The following is a 13,804-nucleotide window of genomic DNA, read 5'->3' on the forward strand; positions in this document are numbered from 1 at the left end:
CTCAACCCCCCCCCCCCCCGGACTCCCGCCTCTTCGGCTTCCCCCCTCCCTCGTGCCCCCCCCCCCCCCCCCCCCCCCCCCCTCGGCCGTCCATGGTGCTCGTCTGAGCGAGCGTCGCGGGAATGCGCGCTCGACTGCGCACGTCACACGATTCGGGCCGCACCCGGGGCCTGAAGTAGGCTGGCCGCGTCATCCGCGCCTCCGACGATGTCGGCGCGACGTTCCGCGGTGCTCGCACCGCCTCTCCCAACCCGCAGTGAGGAACCGTCCGTGACCAAGCCGGTCGTGCTGATCGCCGAAGAACTCTCGCCCGCCACCGTCGATGCCCTCGGCCCCGACTTCGAGGTCCGCAACGTCGACGGGACCGACCGTCCGGCCCTGCTCGCGGCGCTCGCCGACGCGAACGCCATCCTCGTGCGGTCGGCGACCAAGGTCGACGCCGAGGCGATCGCGGCCGCGCCGAAGCTCAAGGTCATCGCGCGGGCCGGCGTCGGACTCGACAACGTCGACATCAAGACCGCCACCACCGCCGGCGTCATGGTCGTGAACGCGCCGACGTCGAACATCATCTCGGCGGCCGAGCTCACGGTCGGCCACATCCTGAGCCTCGCACGCCACATCCCGGCCGCGCACGCGGCGCTCGCGCAGGGGGAGTGGAAGCGCTCGGCGTACACGGGCACCGAGCTCTACGAGAAGACCGTCGGCATCATCGGCCTCGGCCGCATCGGCGCGCTCATCGCCGCGCGGCTGCAGGCGTTCGGCGTCGAGGTCCTCGCGTACGACCCCTACATCACGGCCGCGCGCGCCCAGCAGCTCGGCGTGCAGACCGTCTCGCTCGACGAGCTCCTCGAGCGCAGCGACTTCATCACCATCCACATGCCCAAGACCCCCGAGACCACCGGGATGATCGGTGCCGAGCAGCTCGCGAAGATGAAGCCGACCGCGTTCGTCGTGAACGTCGCCCGCGGCGGGCTCATCGACGAGGAGGCGCTCCACGATGCGCTCGTCGCGAAGACCATCGCGGGCGCGGGCCTCGACGTCTTCGTGCAGGAGCCGCCCAGGGAGTCGCCGCTGCTCGCGCTGCCCAACGTCGTCGTCACCCCGCATCTCGGCGCGTCGACTGACGAGGCCCAGGAGAAGGCCGGCATCTCGGTCGCCAAGTCGGTGCGCCTCGCGCTTGCGGGCGAGCTCGTGCCCGACGCGGTCAATGTCGCGGGCGGCGTCATCGATCCGTACGTGCGTCCCGGCATCCCGCTCGTCGAGAAGCTCGGCCAGCTCTTCGCCGGGCTCGCGCAGGGCCCGCTCGAGAGCCTCGACGTCGAGGTCCACGGGGAGCTCGTCGACTACGACGTCAGCGTGCTGAAGCTCGCCGCGCTCAAGGGCGTCTTCACCAACGTCGTGAGCGAGACCGTCTCGTATGTCAACGCGCCGCTGCTCGCCGAACAGCGCGGCGTGGCCGTGCGCCTGATCTCCGATGCCGACAGCCCCGAGTACCGCAACGTCATCACGCTGCGCGGCGCGCTCGCCGACGGCACGCAGGTGTCGGTGTCGGGCACCCTCACCGGCCCGAAGCAGATCGAGAAGCTGGTCGGCATCAACGGCTACGAGATCGAGGTGCCGATCGCCGACCACCACATCGTGATGATCTACACCGACCGGCCCGGCATCGTCGCGGTGTACGGCGGCGAGTTCGGCCAGGCCGGCATCAACATCGCGGGCATGCAGATCGCGCGCCGCGAGGCCGGCGGACAGGCGCTGTCGGTGCTCACGGTCGACTCGCCCGTGCCGGCCGAGGTGCTCGAGCGCGTGCGCGAGGCCATCGACGCCGATGTCTTCGTCGAGGTCGACATCACCGAGTCGTAGTCGAACGGATGTCGCGCCTCACCGCGAGCCGGAATGGCGCACCTCATCGGGCGAGCCGCTCGAGCAGCGCGACGAGCGCGTCGAGCTCGGCGGGCGGCGGCGCGTCGACGCCGAGCTCGGGGTCCTGCCCGTGCAGTGCCGAGTCGTAGTAGAGCCCGTCGCCGATGAGCGTGATGGCGAGCGCCACGGTCGGGTCGGCCACGTGCCTCCGGACGGCGGCAAGCCAGCGCTGGCGGACCGAGCGGATGGTTCGCGCGGCCGCCTCGTGACCGGCCTGCGCGAGCCGCGTGGCGGCGACGGCCGCGCGGTCGAGGGGTGAGCCCGCCGCGACCGACGAGCGGACGTAGTAGGCGACGGCGCCCTCGGGCGCGCGCTCGAGCACGGCGATGTCGTCGTCGACGAGCGCCGAGAACCGATCGAGCACGCCTTCGACGAGCGCGTCGCGATTGGCGAAGTGGTACAGCAGTCCGCCCTTGGAGACGCCCGCGGCCTTGGCCGTCGCGTCGAGGGTGGCTGCGCGCTCGCCGGCATCGATGAGGATGCGCTCGAACGCGTCGAGCACGGCGTCGCGTGCTGCGGGTGGGCGGCTCATGGGTCCGATCGTAGCGAGGCGGATGTCAGGGGCATCTGATACTCTACCGTCCAGACGGTACAGTTATAGGAACCTGAGATGAACCACGAGACGACGACCACCACCACGCTCCCCGTGCGAAGGGATGCCGCCGCATCCGCCCCGACCCATGCCGACCCCGGCCGGGTCCGCGCGTCGCGCCGGCAGTGGCTCGCGCTCGCGGTGCTCATGCTGCCGGTGCTGCTCGTGTCGGTCGACAACACGGTGCTGAGCTTCGCGCTGCCCGAGATCGCGCGCGACCTCGGACCCACCGCTGCGCAGCAGCTGTGGATCATCGACGCCTACCCGCTCGTGCTCGCGGCGCTGCTCGTCGCGATGGGCTCCGCCGGCGACCGCTTCGGGCGGCGACGGATGCTGCTCATCGGCTCGGTCGGCTTCGCGCTCGTCTCGATCGCGGCGGCGTTCGCGACGAGCGCCGAGGCGCTGATCCTCGCGCGCGCCGCACTGGGCTTCTTCGGCGCCATGCTCATGCCGTCGACGCTCTCGCTGCTTCGCACGGTCTTCGCCGACCGCGAGCAGCGCCGCGTCGCCATCGCGATCTGGGCGTCGGGCTTCGCGGCCGGAAGCGCCCTGGGGCCGATCGTCGGCGGCGTGCTGCTCGAGTACTTCGCGTGGGGCTCGGTGTTCCTGCTCGCGGTGCCCGTGCTGGTGCCACTCGTGATCCTGCTGCCGCTGCTCATCCCCGAGAGCCGTGACCCGGCACCCGGGCGCATCGACGTGGTGAGCATCCTGCTCTCGCTCGCCGCCATGGGCGGCACGGTGTTCGGCATCAAGCACCTCGCGACCGAGGGCGTCGACACGGTCGGCATCGTCGCGATCCTCGTCGGCCCGGCGCTCGGATTCTGGTTCGTGCGGCGGCAGCTCCGCGCCGAGACGCCCATGCTCGACATGCGACTGTTCCGCACCGGTTCGTTCGGCGGCGGCGTGCTCGTGAACCTCCTCAGCGTCATCGCGCTCGTCGGGTTCCTCTTCTTCGTGTCGCAGCACCTGCAGCTGATCGCCGGGCTCTCACCGGTCGAGGCGGGGCTCGCGCTCACTCCCGGGCTCGTCACGATGATCGCCGCCGGCCTCGCGGTCGTGCCGCTGTCGCGTCGCATCCGTCCACGGGTGCTCGTGCCATCCGCGCTGGCGATCTCGGCCGCCGGGTACCTCGTCGTCGCGCTCTTCACCGACGCCGGCATCGCGGGCCTCGTGGTGGCGTTCGTGCTGCTCGGTCTCGGCATCGGCGTCGCCGAGACCGTCTCGAACGAGCTCATCCTCTCGAGCGCGCCGCCCGCGAAGGCGGGCGCGGCCTCGGCGGTCTCCGAGACCGCGTACGAGCTCGGGGCGGTGCTCGGCACCGCCCTGCTCGGCAGCATCCTCGCCGCGTGGTACCGCACGGCGATCGAGCTGCCGGCGTCGCTCACCGCCGAGCAGGCGGATGCCGCGCGCGAGACGCTCGCGGGTGCGGTCACGGTCGCCGAGGTGCTCCCGCCGTCGGCGGCGGATCAGCTCCTGGCGTCCGCCGCCCACGCCTTCGACGGCGGGGTCGTGGTCACGGCACTCATCGGCGTCGCGCTGATGCTCGCTGCCGGCGTCGTCGCCGCCACCACCCTCAACGAGCCGAAGGGCGCCGCCTCGGAGTGAGGCGGCGCCCTTCGGGGCGGTCGGCGGGGCCGACCGATCAGATCGTGGTCGAGTCGTCGGGACGCGACGTCTCGTTGCGGGTGACGCGGTCGCCGGTGGCGGGGTCGACGGTCGTGCGCGAGGTGGAAACCGCGCTCCGGCGGCGGGCGAGCAGGACGATGCCGAGGATGATCACCACGGCACCGGCGGCCATCAGGATGTAGCCGACCATCTGCAGGTTGATCCAGTCCACCGCCACGTTGAGCGCGAACGCGAGCACGGCGCCGATGGCGAAGAGGACGATTCCGAGACCGAGACTCATCAGGTAGTGCCTTTCACTCGGGCGGCGGGGGAGCGCCGCTGTGCGGGGGCCGGGGTGTCCCGCCCCCTGAGGCCGAGTGTAGTGAGCGGCCCCTCCCGCGGACAGTACGCTGGGAGGGCTGGCGGACGAAGGAGTGTTCATGGTACAGACGGTCAGGCTCGCGGTCATTCCGGGGGATGGGATCGGACCCGAGGTGGTCGGCGAGGCGCTGAAGGCGCTCGAGGCCGCGACCGCAGGAGCCGACGTCGCGTTCGAGCGCTCGCACTTCTCACTGGGGGCCGCGCGCTACCTCGAGACCGGCGACGTCCTGACCGACGATGACCTCGACGCCATCAAGGGCCACGATGCGATCCTGCTCGGTGCGGTCGGCGGCGTCCCCGGCGACCCGCGCCTCGCGGGGGCGAACATCGAGCGCGGGCTGCTGCTGAAGCTGCGCTTCGAGCTCGACCACTACGTCAATCTGCGCCCGAGCGTGCTCTACCCCGGCGTCGCGAGCCCGCTCGCCGATGCGGGCGAGGTCGACTTCGTGGTCGTGCGCGAGGGCACCGAGGGGCCGTACGTCGGCAACGGCGGAGCCATCCGCGTCGGCACGCCCGCCGAGGTCGCGAACGAGGTCTCGGTGAACACGGCCTACGGCGTCGAGCGCGTCGTGCGCTACGCGTTCGCCGCGGCCTCGGCTCGCCCGAAGAAGAAGCTGACGCTCGTGCACAAGACCAACGTGCTCGTCTTCGCCGGCTCCCTCTGGAAGCGCCAGGTCGACGCGGTCGCCGCCGAGTTCCCGGATGTCGCGGTCGACTACCTCCACGTCGACGCCGCGACGATCTTCCTCGTCACGGATCCTGCTAGATTCGACGTCATCGTCACGGACAACCTCTTCGGCGACATCCTCACAGACCTGGCCGGCGCGATCAGCGGCGGCATCGGCCTCGCGGCCTCGGGCAACATCAACCCCGACGGCCGATTCCCGAGCATGTTCGAGCCGGTGCACGGTTCCGCGCCCGACATCGCCGGGAAGGGCATCGCCGACCCGACCGCCGCGATCCTCTCGGTCGCCCTGCTGCTCGACCACCTCGGTCACGCCGACCCCGCCGAGCGGGTCCGACAGGCGGTCGCCGCCGACATCGCCGACCGCGGCGACGCACGGCGCTCGACCTCCGAGATCGGCGACGCGATCGCTGCCCGCATCGGCGCCACCGTCGGCGCCCACTGACTTCCGCTTCCGAAGGAGGAACACCTTGACCACCTCGAACCTCACCCTCAAGACGCCCTCGCCCGCCGGTCTCGTCTGGCAGGTCACCGGCAACGATGCCGCCAAGTCCGATGCCGAGCGCGAGGCGATCCTCGCCGACCCCGGCTTCGGCAACCACTTCACCGACCACATGGTCGACATCTGCTGGTCCGAACGCGGCGGGTGGCACCGCCCGCGCGTCTCGCCGTACGGGCCGATCAAGCTCGAGCCGGCTGCCGCGGTGCTCCACTACGCGCAGGAGATCTTCGAGGGGCTGAAGGCCTACCGGCACGCCGACGGCTCCATCCGCACGTTCCGTCCGTACGAGAACGCCGCGCGCATGCAGCGTTCGGCCCGGCGGATGGCGCTGCCCGAGCTGCCCGTCGACTACTTCATCGACTCGCTGAAGCAGCTCATCGCGGTCGACGCCGACTGGGTGCCGAGCGCCCCCGAGACGAGCCTCTACCTGCGCCCGTTCATGTTCGCGAAGGAGGCGTTCCTCGGCGTGCGCCCGGCGAAGAAGGTCGCGTACTACCTCATCGCGAGCCCCGCGGCCGCGTACTTCCCCGGCGGCGTGCAGCCCGTGAACATCTGGCTGTCCACGCACTACGCGCGCGCGGGCAAGGGCGGCACGGGCGCCGCGAAGACCGGCGGCAACTACGCGTCGAGCCTGCTGCCCCAGGCCGAGGCGTACGAGAAGGGCTGCCAGCAGGTGCTGTTCCTCGACGAGGGGAAGTACCTCGAAGAACTCGGCGGCATGAACGTGGTGCTCGTGCGGAAGGACGGCACGCTCGTCACCCCCGAGTCCGACTCGATCCTCGAGGGCATCACGCGCGACTCGATCCTGCGCCTCGCGGCCGACCGCGGCCACCAGGTCGAGCAGCGCCGAGTCACGCTCGACGAGTGGCGCGAGGGTGCGGCATCCGGCGACATCGTCGGCGCGTTCGCCTGCGGCACCGCGGCCGTCGTCGTGCCCATCGGCCGCCTGCTCGGCGAGGACTTCGAGATCGTGCACTCCGGTCCGCAGGCCGAGGAGCTCGCGTTGTCGCTGCGCGAGGAGCTCACCGGCATCCAGTACGGCCGCGTCGAGGACCGGCACGGCTGGATGGTGCGGCTCGACGAGACGACCGCATGAAGGTCGCGCGCTTCGCCCACGGTGAATCCATCTCGTTCGGCATCGTCGACGAGGAGGAGCACGAGCTCGTCGTCCTGAAGTCCGACCCGCTCTTCGCGGGCTTCGACACGACCGGCGAGCGCGTGCCGCTCGGCGAGGCGCGGCTGCTGGCTCCCGTCATCCCGCGGTCGAAGGTGGTCGCGGTGGGCAAGAACTACCGCGAGCACGCCGAGGAGATGGGCGGCGAGGCGCCGGCCGAGCCGCTGCTGTTCCTCAAGCCGAACACATCGGTCATCGGCCCGGGCGACGCGATCGTCCTGCCGCCCGAGAGCGCGCAGGTCGAGCACGAGGGCGAGCTCGCTGTCGTGGTCGGTCGGGTCGCCCGCCGGGTGAGCGAGGCCGACGCCGCATCCGTGATCTTCGGCTACACCATCGCGAACGACGTCACCGCGCGCGACCTGCAGCGGCGCGACGGCCAGTGGACGCGGGCGAAGGGGTTCGACACGTTCTGCCCGCTCGGCCCCGTCATCGCGACCGACCTCGACCTCGAGCGCGGCGTGATCGAGACGAGCGTGAACGGCGAGCGCCGCCAGCACGGCCGCTTCGTCGACATGGTGCATTCCGTGCCGGCGATCGTGGCGTATGCGTCGAACGTGTTCACGCTGCTGCCGGGCGACGTCATCCTCACGGGCACGCCCGCCGGCGTCGGCCCCATCCTCGAGGGCGACCGTGTCGAGGTGACGGTCTCGGGGCTGGGAACGCTCGGCAACCCCGTGCGGGCGGCAGGCTGACGCGTCACGCCGCCGGCGCGCTCAGTCCGGCGCAGATGAGCTCGGCGAGCTCGGGCAGTTCGGCGGTGCCGCCCGCCTGGCTGGAGCGGGCATCGGCCTCGACGGACGCGTCGAACGGTGCGGTCGCGCCGGCATCGAGGGGCGTCGGGGTGGTGATGATGGCCACCCACGCTGCCGCCGCCGTCCGCACGCGGCGGGCGGCGATCGGGTGGAGGATGCTCGCGCCGAGCACGCGCTCGACGAGGCCCTGGAGCTGCCGGCGATAGTCGTGGAGGCGCTCGCGCACCTCGGGGTGGGTGCGCTGCTCGCGCCAGACGATGACGCGCCGCACCTGGGTCTCGTCCTGCAGCTCATGGAGCAGGCGTGTGACGTTGAGCAGCGCCCGTGCCGGGTCGCCGAGGGCGACGAGCGCCGTCGTGTCGACGGGGTCGAGGTCGAGCCGCTCGCCGATCAGGGCCCGGAGCAGGTCGGGCTTGGCGGGGAAGTAGTAGAAGAGGAGTCCCTTCGGCACGCCCGCGGCACGCGCGATCGCCGCCGTCGGCGTCGCATCGAAGCCGCGCTCGGCGAAGAGCCGCTCGGCTGCGTCGAGGATGAGCGTGCGGGCGTGCGTGTCGCGGGTCATGGTCGCGTCCCGGCGAGGAGCGGGGGCGCCGGGTCTCCGGTCGCCCCCATCTCGGCCCGCGGTCAGTGCGGGATGGCCCGGTCGTGCGTCTGCATGGCCGGTCGGATGGCGAGTGCCGCGACGATCGCCGCGACCGCGCCGCCGATCCAGGAGATCCAAGCGGGGGCCATCGCGCTCGCATAGCCGCCGATCCATGGAGCGACGAACAGCAGCACGCCGAGTCCGAGCTGCACGTACTCGGTGGCGACCAGTCCGGGCATCGCGAGGTTCACGAGGCCCGATGCGACCAGCAGGACGCCGAGCACGAGCATCCAGACCATGGACGCGCCTTCACGCTCCATGAAGATGCCCGAGAGAGCGACGACGGCGCCGACCGCGACGGCGACCCAGTCCTCCCAGCGTGTCCATTTCTTCATTCGTCTCTCCCCTCCATTCGACACATGGCTCCCGATCGGGGGTCGATTGAACCGTATTCCCGACTGACCGTACGGTCAATCGGTGGGTGGACGAACGGCTCGGGTCTGCGGGTCAGCGACCGAGGGCGCGGGCCGCCAGTTCGACATCCTCGGGGTCGTTCCAGAGGTGGAACGCGACGCGGGTGCGCCCGGCGCGTCCGGAGGCCGTGAGCCCGGCCGCGTTCAGCAACGCGAGATCGGATCCGTCGGGATCGGGCCAGCTCACGATCGCGCTGGGCCCGGGCGGGAGGCCGAGTCGGTCGCGGAACGCGTCGGCAAGGGCGAGGTCGTGCGCGCGCACGGCGTCGAGGTCGAGTCCGGCGGCGAGTTCGAGCGCGGCCTCGGCGCCGGCCCAGGCGTGCCAGGCGGGGGAGACGTCGAAGCGGCGCGCGCCCGCCGCGAGGTGCAGCTCGGGTCCGTAGCAGGATGCCCACGGATCCTCGCCGGAGTACCACCCCGCGGTGAGCGGCACGATTTCGCCGAGCGCGCGATCGCTGACCGCCATGAACGCGGCACCCCGCGGCGCCGACAGCCACTTGTAGGCGTGGCAGACGATCAGGTCGGCGTCGAGGTCGACGGTGGGGAGCCATCCGGTCGCCTGCGTGGTGTCGACCAGTACGAGCGCGCCGACCGCGCGGGCGGCCGCGATGACGGATGCCGCGTCCGCGAGTTCGCCCGTCGCCGACTGCACGAGCGAAAAGGCCACGAGCCAGGTCCGCGGGCCGATCGCGTCGGCGAGCCGGTCGAGCGGGGCGTGGCGCACCCGAAGGTCGCGGCGGGCGAGGAACGGCGCGACCACGGAACTGAAGTCGCCGTCGACGCACACGACCTCGGCGCCGGCGGGGGCGGATCCCGCGGCGAGCGCGACGAACGGCGAGACCTGCGAGCCCACCGCGATCCGGTCGGGCGACGCGCCGAGGAGCGCGGCGGCGTGCCCCCTCGCGCGCTCGACGACCCCGGTGTAGTCGGCGGCCGAGGCCCGGCCGTCGCGCCACCGTGCGAGGTCGCGCTCGAGCGCCGCGACCGTCGACGCCGGGGGGATGCCGAGCGTGCAGGCCGCGAGGTACCCGCGGCCGGAGCGGAAGCGGGGATCGGGCAGTGCCGGCGACGGCGCGGGGCGGTCGGAACGGATCTCGGTGTGCATGCCGACAGACTGCGCCTCCGCTTCCGATTCGTCGAGAGCCAGTGCTGGATCGCAGGCATAAGCTGCACTTATCATTCGACCATGACCGAAACGCGCGCCGACCTGCGCGTCGAGCCCCCCGGCGCCGCCGACCTCGACGCCATGAGCCTCCTCGTGCTGCGCGCGATCGCCGACCACGGCACGATCACGGCGGCGGCCGGCGCGCTCGGGTTCAGCCAGCCGGCGCTCAGCCAGCAGGTGCGGCGCGCCGAGGCGCGCGCCGGCATGGCGCTCGTGGAGCGGACCGGACGCGGCATCCGCCTCACCGCGGCGGGCCGACTGCTCGCACGCCACGGCACCGCGATCGCGACCACGCTCGAGGCCGCGCGCGGCGAGCTCGCCGCGCTGCGCGGACTGCGCTCCGGGCGCGTGCGGCTCATGGCGTTCCCGTCGGCCTCGCCGACCATCGTGCCCGAGCTCATGGCCGAGATGGCCCGACGACATCCGGGCGTGCGCGTCAGCTTCGTCGAGGCCGAGCCGCCCGAGGCGGTCGCCGCCGTCCGCGAGGATCGCGCCGACCTCGCCCTGACCTTCAGCTATCCGGGCGATCGCGGCGATCCGCACCGCGAGAGCGCGCGCGGGCTCCAGGTGACCACGATCGGCGCCGACGCGATGCACGTGGTGCTGCCCGCGCGCCATCCACTCGCCGCGCGCGAGACGGTCGACCTCGCCGACCTGTCGGGGGAGCGGTGGATCGCGGGTTGCCCGCGCTGCCGCGGTCACCTGCTGGAGCTGTGCGACGTCGCCGGCTTCACGCCGCGCATCGCCGTCGAGACCGACAACTTCGTCGCGGTCGAGGAGCTCGTCGCGAGCGGACTCGGCGTCGCGGTGCTGCCCGCGCTCGCGGTGCAGTCGGCCGGCGTCCGCGCCGGGGTGGCCGTGCGCGAGACCGCGAACGGCGACCGCCGCACGCTGCACCTGGTCACCGCGAAGGGCGGCACGGGCGTGCCGGCCGTCGCCGTCGCGGCCGACCTGCTCGCCAGCCTCGTCGCCCGACGGGAGGCGCGATCGGCGGGCCTTAACATGGACAACGATGCCTGACACGACCCACCCCACGACCACGGCCACCGGCAGCGACATCCGCGTGCGCTTCTGCCCGTCGCCGACCGGAACGCCGCACGTCGGCCTCGTTCGCACCGCACTGTTCAACTGGGCGTACGCGCGCCACACGGGCGGCACGTTCGTCTTCCGCATCGAGGACACCGACGCGGCACGCGACAGCGAGGAGAGCTACGAGCTCATCATCGACGCGCTCACGTGGCTCGGCCTCGACTGGGATGAGGGCATCGACGTCGGCGGGCCTCACACGCCCTACCGGCAGTCGCTGCGCGGCGAGATCTACACGACCGTCGTCGAGCGCCTGAAGGCGTCCGGCCACGTGTACGAGAGCTACTCGACCGCCGACGAGATCGACGCACGCAACGAGGCCGCCGGTCGTCCGAAGCAGTTCGGCTACGACAACTTCGACCGCGACCTGACCGACGAGCAGCGGGCCGCGTTCCGCGCCGAAGGGCGCCAGCCGGCACTGCGCCTGCGCGTGCCCGACGACGTCGACTTCGGCTTCGACGACCTCGTCCGGGGCCGCATCGACTTCGCCGCCGGCTCGACGACCGACTTCGTCGTCGTGCGCCCGAACGGCGCCCCGCTGTACACGCTCGTGAACCCGGTCGACGACGCGCTCATGGGCATCACGCACGTGCTCCGCGGCGAAGACCTGCTGAGCTCGACGCCCCGGCAGATCGCGCTGTACCACGCGCTCATCGACATCGGGCTCACCACGTTCGTGCCGCGTTTCGGTCACCTGCCCTACGTCATGGGCGAGGGCAACAAGAAGCTGTCCAAGCGCGACCCCGAGTCGAACCTCTTCCACCACCGCGACCGCGGCTTCATCCCCGAGGGGCTCGTGAACTACCTCGCGCTGCTCGGCTGGGGCTTCGCGGCAGACCGCGACGTGTTCAGCCGTGAGGAGTTCGTCGCCGCGTTCGACGTCGAGAACGTCAATCCGAATCCCGCGCGCTTCGACCTGAAGAAGGCCGAGGCGATCAACGGCGACCACCTGCGCCGGCTCGCCCCGGCCGACTTCGCGCGTCGCACCGTCCCGTACCTCCAAGCGGCCGGCGTCGTCGAGACGCCGATCTCGCCCGCGCACGAGGCGGTGCTCGCCGAGGCCGCCCCGCTCGTGCAGGAGCGCATCGGCCTGCTGGGCGAGGCGCCGGGCATGCTCGGCTTCCTCTTCACGGATGCCTCGGCCCTCGAGTTCGACGAGGCCGCCGTCGCCTCCCTGCCCGCCGACGCGCCCGCCGTGCTCGCGGCCGCGCGCGAGGCGCTGGAGCGCCTCCCGGGCGAGTCGTGGACGCACGCCGAGATCGAGGAGGCGCTGCGCGACGCGATCGTCGACGGGCTCGGGCTCAAGCCGCGCGTGGCGTTCGGCCCCGTGCGTGTGGCGATCTCGGGGCGGCGCGTCTCGCCGCCGCTGTTCGAGTCGATGCAGATCCTCGGTCGGGTCGACTCGCTCGAGCGCATCGACCGGCTCGCCGCGCTCATCGACTGACGCCCGCCTGGCGCGCTTCGGCGCGCCCGGGCGGCCGGGCCGTTTTGGCGAGCGTCGGGCCGTAGGCTAGAGTTACATGTCGGCCCGGGAACCTCGGTTCAGGGTCATTGGGGTATGGTGTAATTGGCAACACGGCTGATTCTGGTTCAGTTGTTCTTGGTTCGAGTCCAGGTACCCCAGCGGTGAGAAACCCCCGGTGAACCGGGGGTTTTCGCGTATCTGCGGCGAGGACTCGCACGCCTTGAGCGCGCGCGTGCGATTCAGCGGCTCGGCAGGTTCTGGAACTCCGAGATGAGCCCCATGAGCTCGTCGCCGGCCTCGAGCTGGGTGAGCAGGATGCCGACGGTGCCGTCCGGGTCGACGTGGAAGGTCGTCCCCTGCCCTCCCATCCAGGTGTACCGTCCGCGGTGTGGGCCACTCGTCGCCACGCTGACGCCATAGCCCCAGCCCGTCCCGTCCCAGAACGTCGGGGAGAAGAAGCTGTCGGGCGCCTTGGCGACCGCAGGAGTCTGGTCGCTGACCATCGCAGCGGCCAGCTCGATCGGCAGCATCGGCTCGCCTCGCGCCGGTCCGGTCTGCGCGACACCGCCGTGCACCAGCATCCGCAGGAACCGGAGGTAGTCCTCGGCGGTCGACACCAGTTCGGAGTGACTCATCTCGAACGGCGGGTCGCCGACGTAGAACCCGCCACCGGGCGGCTCGGTCTCGGTGAGGCCGGTCTGCGTCTGCCGGTACGCCGACGGAAGCCGATGCGTCTGCTCGACGGGGACCCGGAATCCGGTGTCGACCATGCCGAGCGGGCGGAACAGATCGTCGCGAAGGTGATCGCCGGCGGACCGACCGGTGACACGCGAGATCAGGATGCCGAGGATGGCGAAGGAGTGATGGTACCGCCATCCGTCACCCGGCTGGAACGCGAGCGGCAGCTCGGTGAGCCGTGCCAGCCACTCCTGTGAGCTCAACGTGACCGGACCCACGTCGGCATCGGTGCCGTTCTCGACCATCGCACGCTGCAGCGGGGAGTCGACGAGGATCATCCCGTATCCGCTGGTGTTGGTGAGCAGGTGCCGCAACGTGATCGGCCGCGCGGCGGGCACCGTGTCGGACAGTGCCGCCGTGGGTGAGACCAGCACACGACGGTCGGCCAGCTCGGGCAGCCATCGCTCGACCGGGTCGTCCAGGCCGAGCCGTCCCATCGCGACCAGGCGCAGGGCGGACACGCTGGTGATCGCCTTCGTCATCGACTGGATGCGCATGATCGCGTCCGGCCGCATCGGCGGTCCCTCCAACGCCATCGAGCCGACCGCGACCGTGTCGGGCGTGTGATCGGCCGAACCGAGCACGGCAACGGCGCCCAGAATGGTCCCCCGCTCGACGTGGGAGACCAGCAGCTCCTCCAGAGGCGTGCTCACAGCCGGGAGTATCCCACGGCGTTCCGG

The 13,804-nt window shown here is 71.8% G+C and carries 13 protein-coding genes and 1 tRNA gene; 8 read left to right on the forward strand and 6 right to left on the reverse strand.

All coding sequences use genetic code 11. The features are described 5' to 3' along the window. Positions 1-270: 270 nt before the first annotated feature. Positions 271-1,863, forward strand: coding sequence for a phosphoglycerate dehydrogenase (gene serA, locus ACZ4TW_RS05315; protein WP_465540909.1), 1,593 nt, complete (start codon positions 271-273; stop codon positions 1,861-1,863). A gap of 43 nt (positions 1,864-1,906) precedes the next feature. On the opposite strand, the gene ACZ4TW_RS05320 is transcribed toward serA, so the two are convergent. After that, positions 1,907-2,455 (reverse strand): TetR/AcrR family transcriptional regulator, encoded by a 549-nt coding sequence (locus tag ACZ4TW_RS05320; RefSeq protein WP_465540911.1) that lies wholly within the window; start codon positions 2,453-2,455, stop codon positions 1,907-1,909. Between the two features lie 78 nt (positions 2,456-2,533). On the opposite strand from ACZ4TW_RS05320, the gene ACZ4TW_RS05325 reads away from it, so the two are divergent. After that, positions 2,534-4,120 (forward strand): MFS transporter, encoded by a 1,587-nt coding sequence (locus ACZ4TW_RS05325; RefSeq protein ID WP_465540912.1) that lies wholly within the window; start codon positions 2,534-2,536, stop codon positions 4,118-4,120. A 37-nt stretch (positions 4,121-4,157) separates the two neighbouring features. Here ACZ4TW_RS05325 and ACZ4TW_RS05330 read toward each other — a convergent pair whose 3' ends face one another. Next, entirely contained in the window at positions 4,158-4,421 is a 264-nt protein-coding gene (locus ACZ4TW_RS05330) for a DUF6458 family protein (protein WP_465540914.1), read from the reverse strand. Between the two features lie 139 nt (positions 4,422-4,560). On the opposite strand from ACZ4TW_RS05330, the gene ACZ4TW_RS05335 reads away from it, so the two are divergent. The 3 genes from ACZ4TW_RS05335 to ACZ4TW_RS05345 are packed head-to-tail and all read left to right on the forward strand — an operon-like array spanning position 4,561 to position 7,554. Beyond that, positions 4,561-5,631 carry a 3-isopropylmalate dehydrogenase gene (locus tag ACZ4TW_RS05335; RefSeq protein WP_465540916.1) on the forward strand — a complete coding sequence of 357 codons (1,071 nt, stop codon included), beginning with the start codon at positions 4,561-4,563 and terminating at the stop codon, positions 5,629-5,631. Positions 5,632-5,656: 25 nt separating this feature from the next. Continuing rightward, a complete protein-coding gene (locus ACZ4TW_RS05340; protein ID WP_465540917.1) occupies positions 5,657-6,784 on the forward strand; it encodes a branched-chain amino acid aminotransferase in 1,128 nt (375 codons plus the stop codon). Beyond that, positions 6,781-7,554 carry a fumarylacetoacetate hydrolase family protein gene (locus tag ACZ4TW_RS05345; protein ID WP_465540919.1) on the forward strand — a complete coding sequence of 258 codons (774 nt, stop codon included), beginning with the start codon at positions 6,781-6,783 and terminating at the stop codon, positions 7,552-7,554. The genes ACZ4TW_RS05340 and ACZ4TW_RS05345 overlap by 4 nt, the downstream gene beginning before the upstream one ends. A 4-nt stretch (positions 7,555-7,558) precedes the next feature. Here the strand turns inward: ACZ4TW_RS05345 and ACZ4TW_RS05350 are convergent, their stop codons facing one another. The 3 genes from ACZ4TW_RS05350 to ACZ4TW_RS05360 all read right to left on the reverse strand — a co-directional run bounded on the left by ACZ4TW_RS05350 (position 7,559) and on the right by ACZ4TW_RS05360 (position 9,775). Further along, positions 7,559-8,176, reverse strand: coding sequence for a TetR/AcrR family transcriptional regulator (locus ACZ4TW_RS05350; RefSeq protein ID WP_465540921.1), 618 nt, complete (start codon positions 8,174-8,176; stop codon positions 7,559-7,561). A 62-nt stretch (positions 8,177-8,238) separates the two neighbouring features. Next, positions 8,239-8,592 carry an SPW repeat domain-containing protein gene (locus ACZ4TW_RS05355; RefSeq protein ID WP_465540923.1) on the reverse strand — a complete coding sequence of 118 codons (354 nt, stop codon included), beginning with the start codon at positions 8,590-8,592 and terminating at the stop codon, positions 8,239-8,241. A gap of 112 nt (positions 8,593-8,704) precedes the next feature. Beyond that, positions 8,705-9,775 carry an aminotransferase class V-fold PLP-dependent enzyme gene (locus tag ACZ4TW_RS05360; protein ID WP_465540924.1) on the reverse strand — a complete coding sequence of 357 codons (1,071 nt, stop codon included), beginning with the start codon at positions 9,773-9,775 and terminating at the stop codon, positions 8,705-8,707. Positions 9,776-9,856: 81 nt separating this feature from the next. Between ACZ4TW_RS05360 and ACZ4TW_RS05365 the strand changes: the two genes are divergently transcribed. The 3 genes from ACZ4TW_RS05365 (at position 9,857) to ACZ4TW_RS05375 (ending at position 12,545) form a co-directional block, all read left to right on the forward strand. Beyond that, positions 9,857-10,855, forward strand: a complete 999-nt coding sequence (locus tag ACZ4TW_RS05365) for a LysR family transcriptional regulator (protein ID WP_465540926.1) — start codon at positions 9,857-9,859, stop codon at positions 10,853-10,855. Next, entirely contained in the window at positions 10,848-12,365 is a 1,518-nt protein-coding gene (gene gltX, locus ACZ4TW_RS05370; protein WP_465540928.1) for a glutamate--tRNA ligase, read from the forward strand. Before ACZ4TW_RS05365 ends, gltX begins: the two co-directional genes overlap by 8 nt. A gap of 108 nt (positions 12,366-12,473) precedes the next feature. Beyond that, positions 12,474-12,545, forward strand: a tRNA-Gln gene (locus ACZ4TW_RS05375). Positions 12,546-12,625: 80 nt separating this feature from the next. Here the strand turns inward: ACZ4TW_RS05375 and ACZ4TW_RS05380 are convergent. Next, positions 12,626-13,777, reverse strand: a complete 1,152-nt coding sequence (locus ACZ4TW_RS05380; RefSeq protein WP_465540930.1) for a serine hydrolase domain-containing protein — start codon at positions 13,775-13,777, stop codon at positions 12,626-12,628. Positions 13,778-13,804: the final 27 nt, after the last annotated feature.

Source organism: Agromyces sp. NPDC029043 (assembly GCF_055564615.1).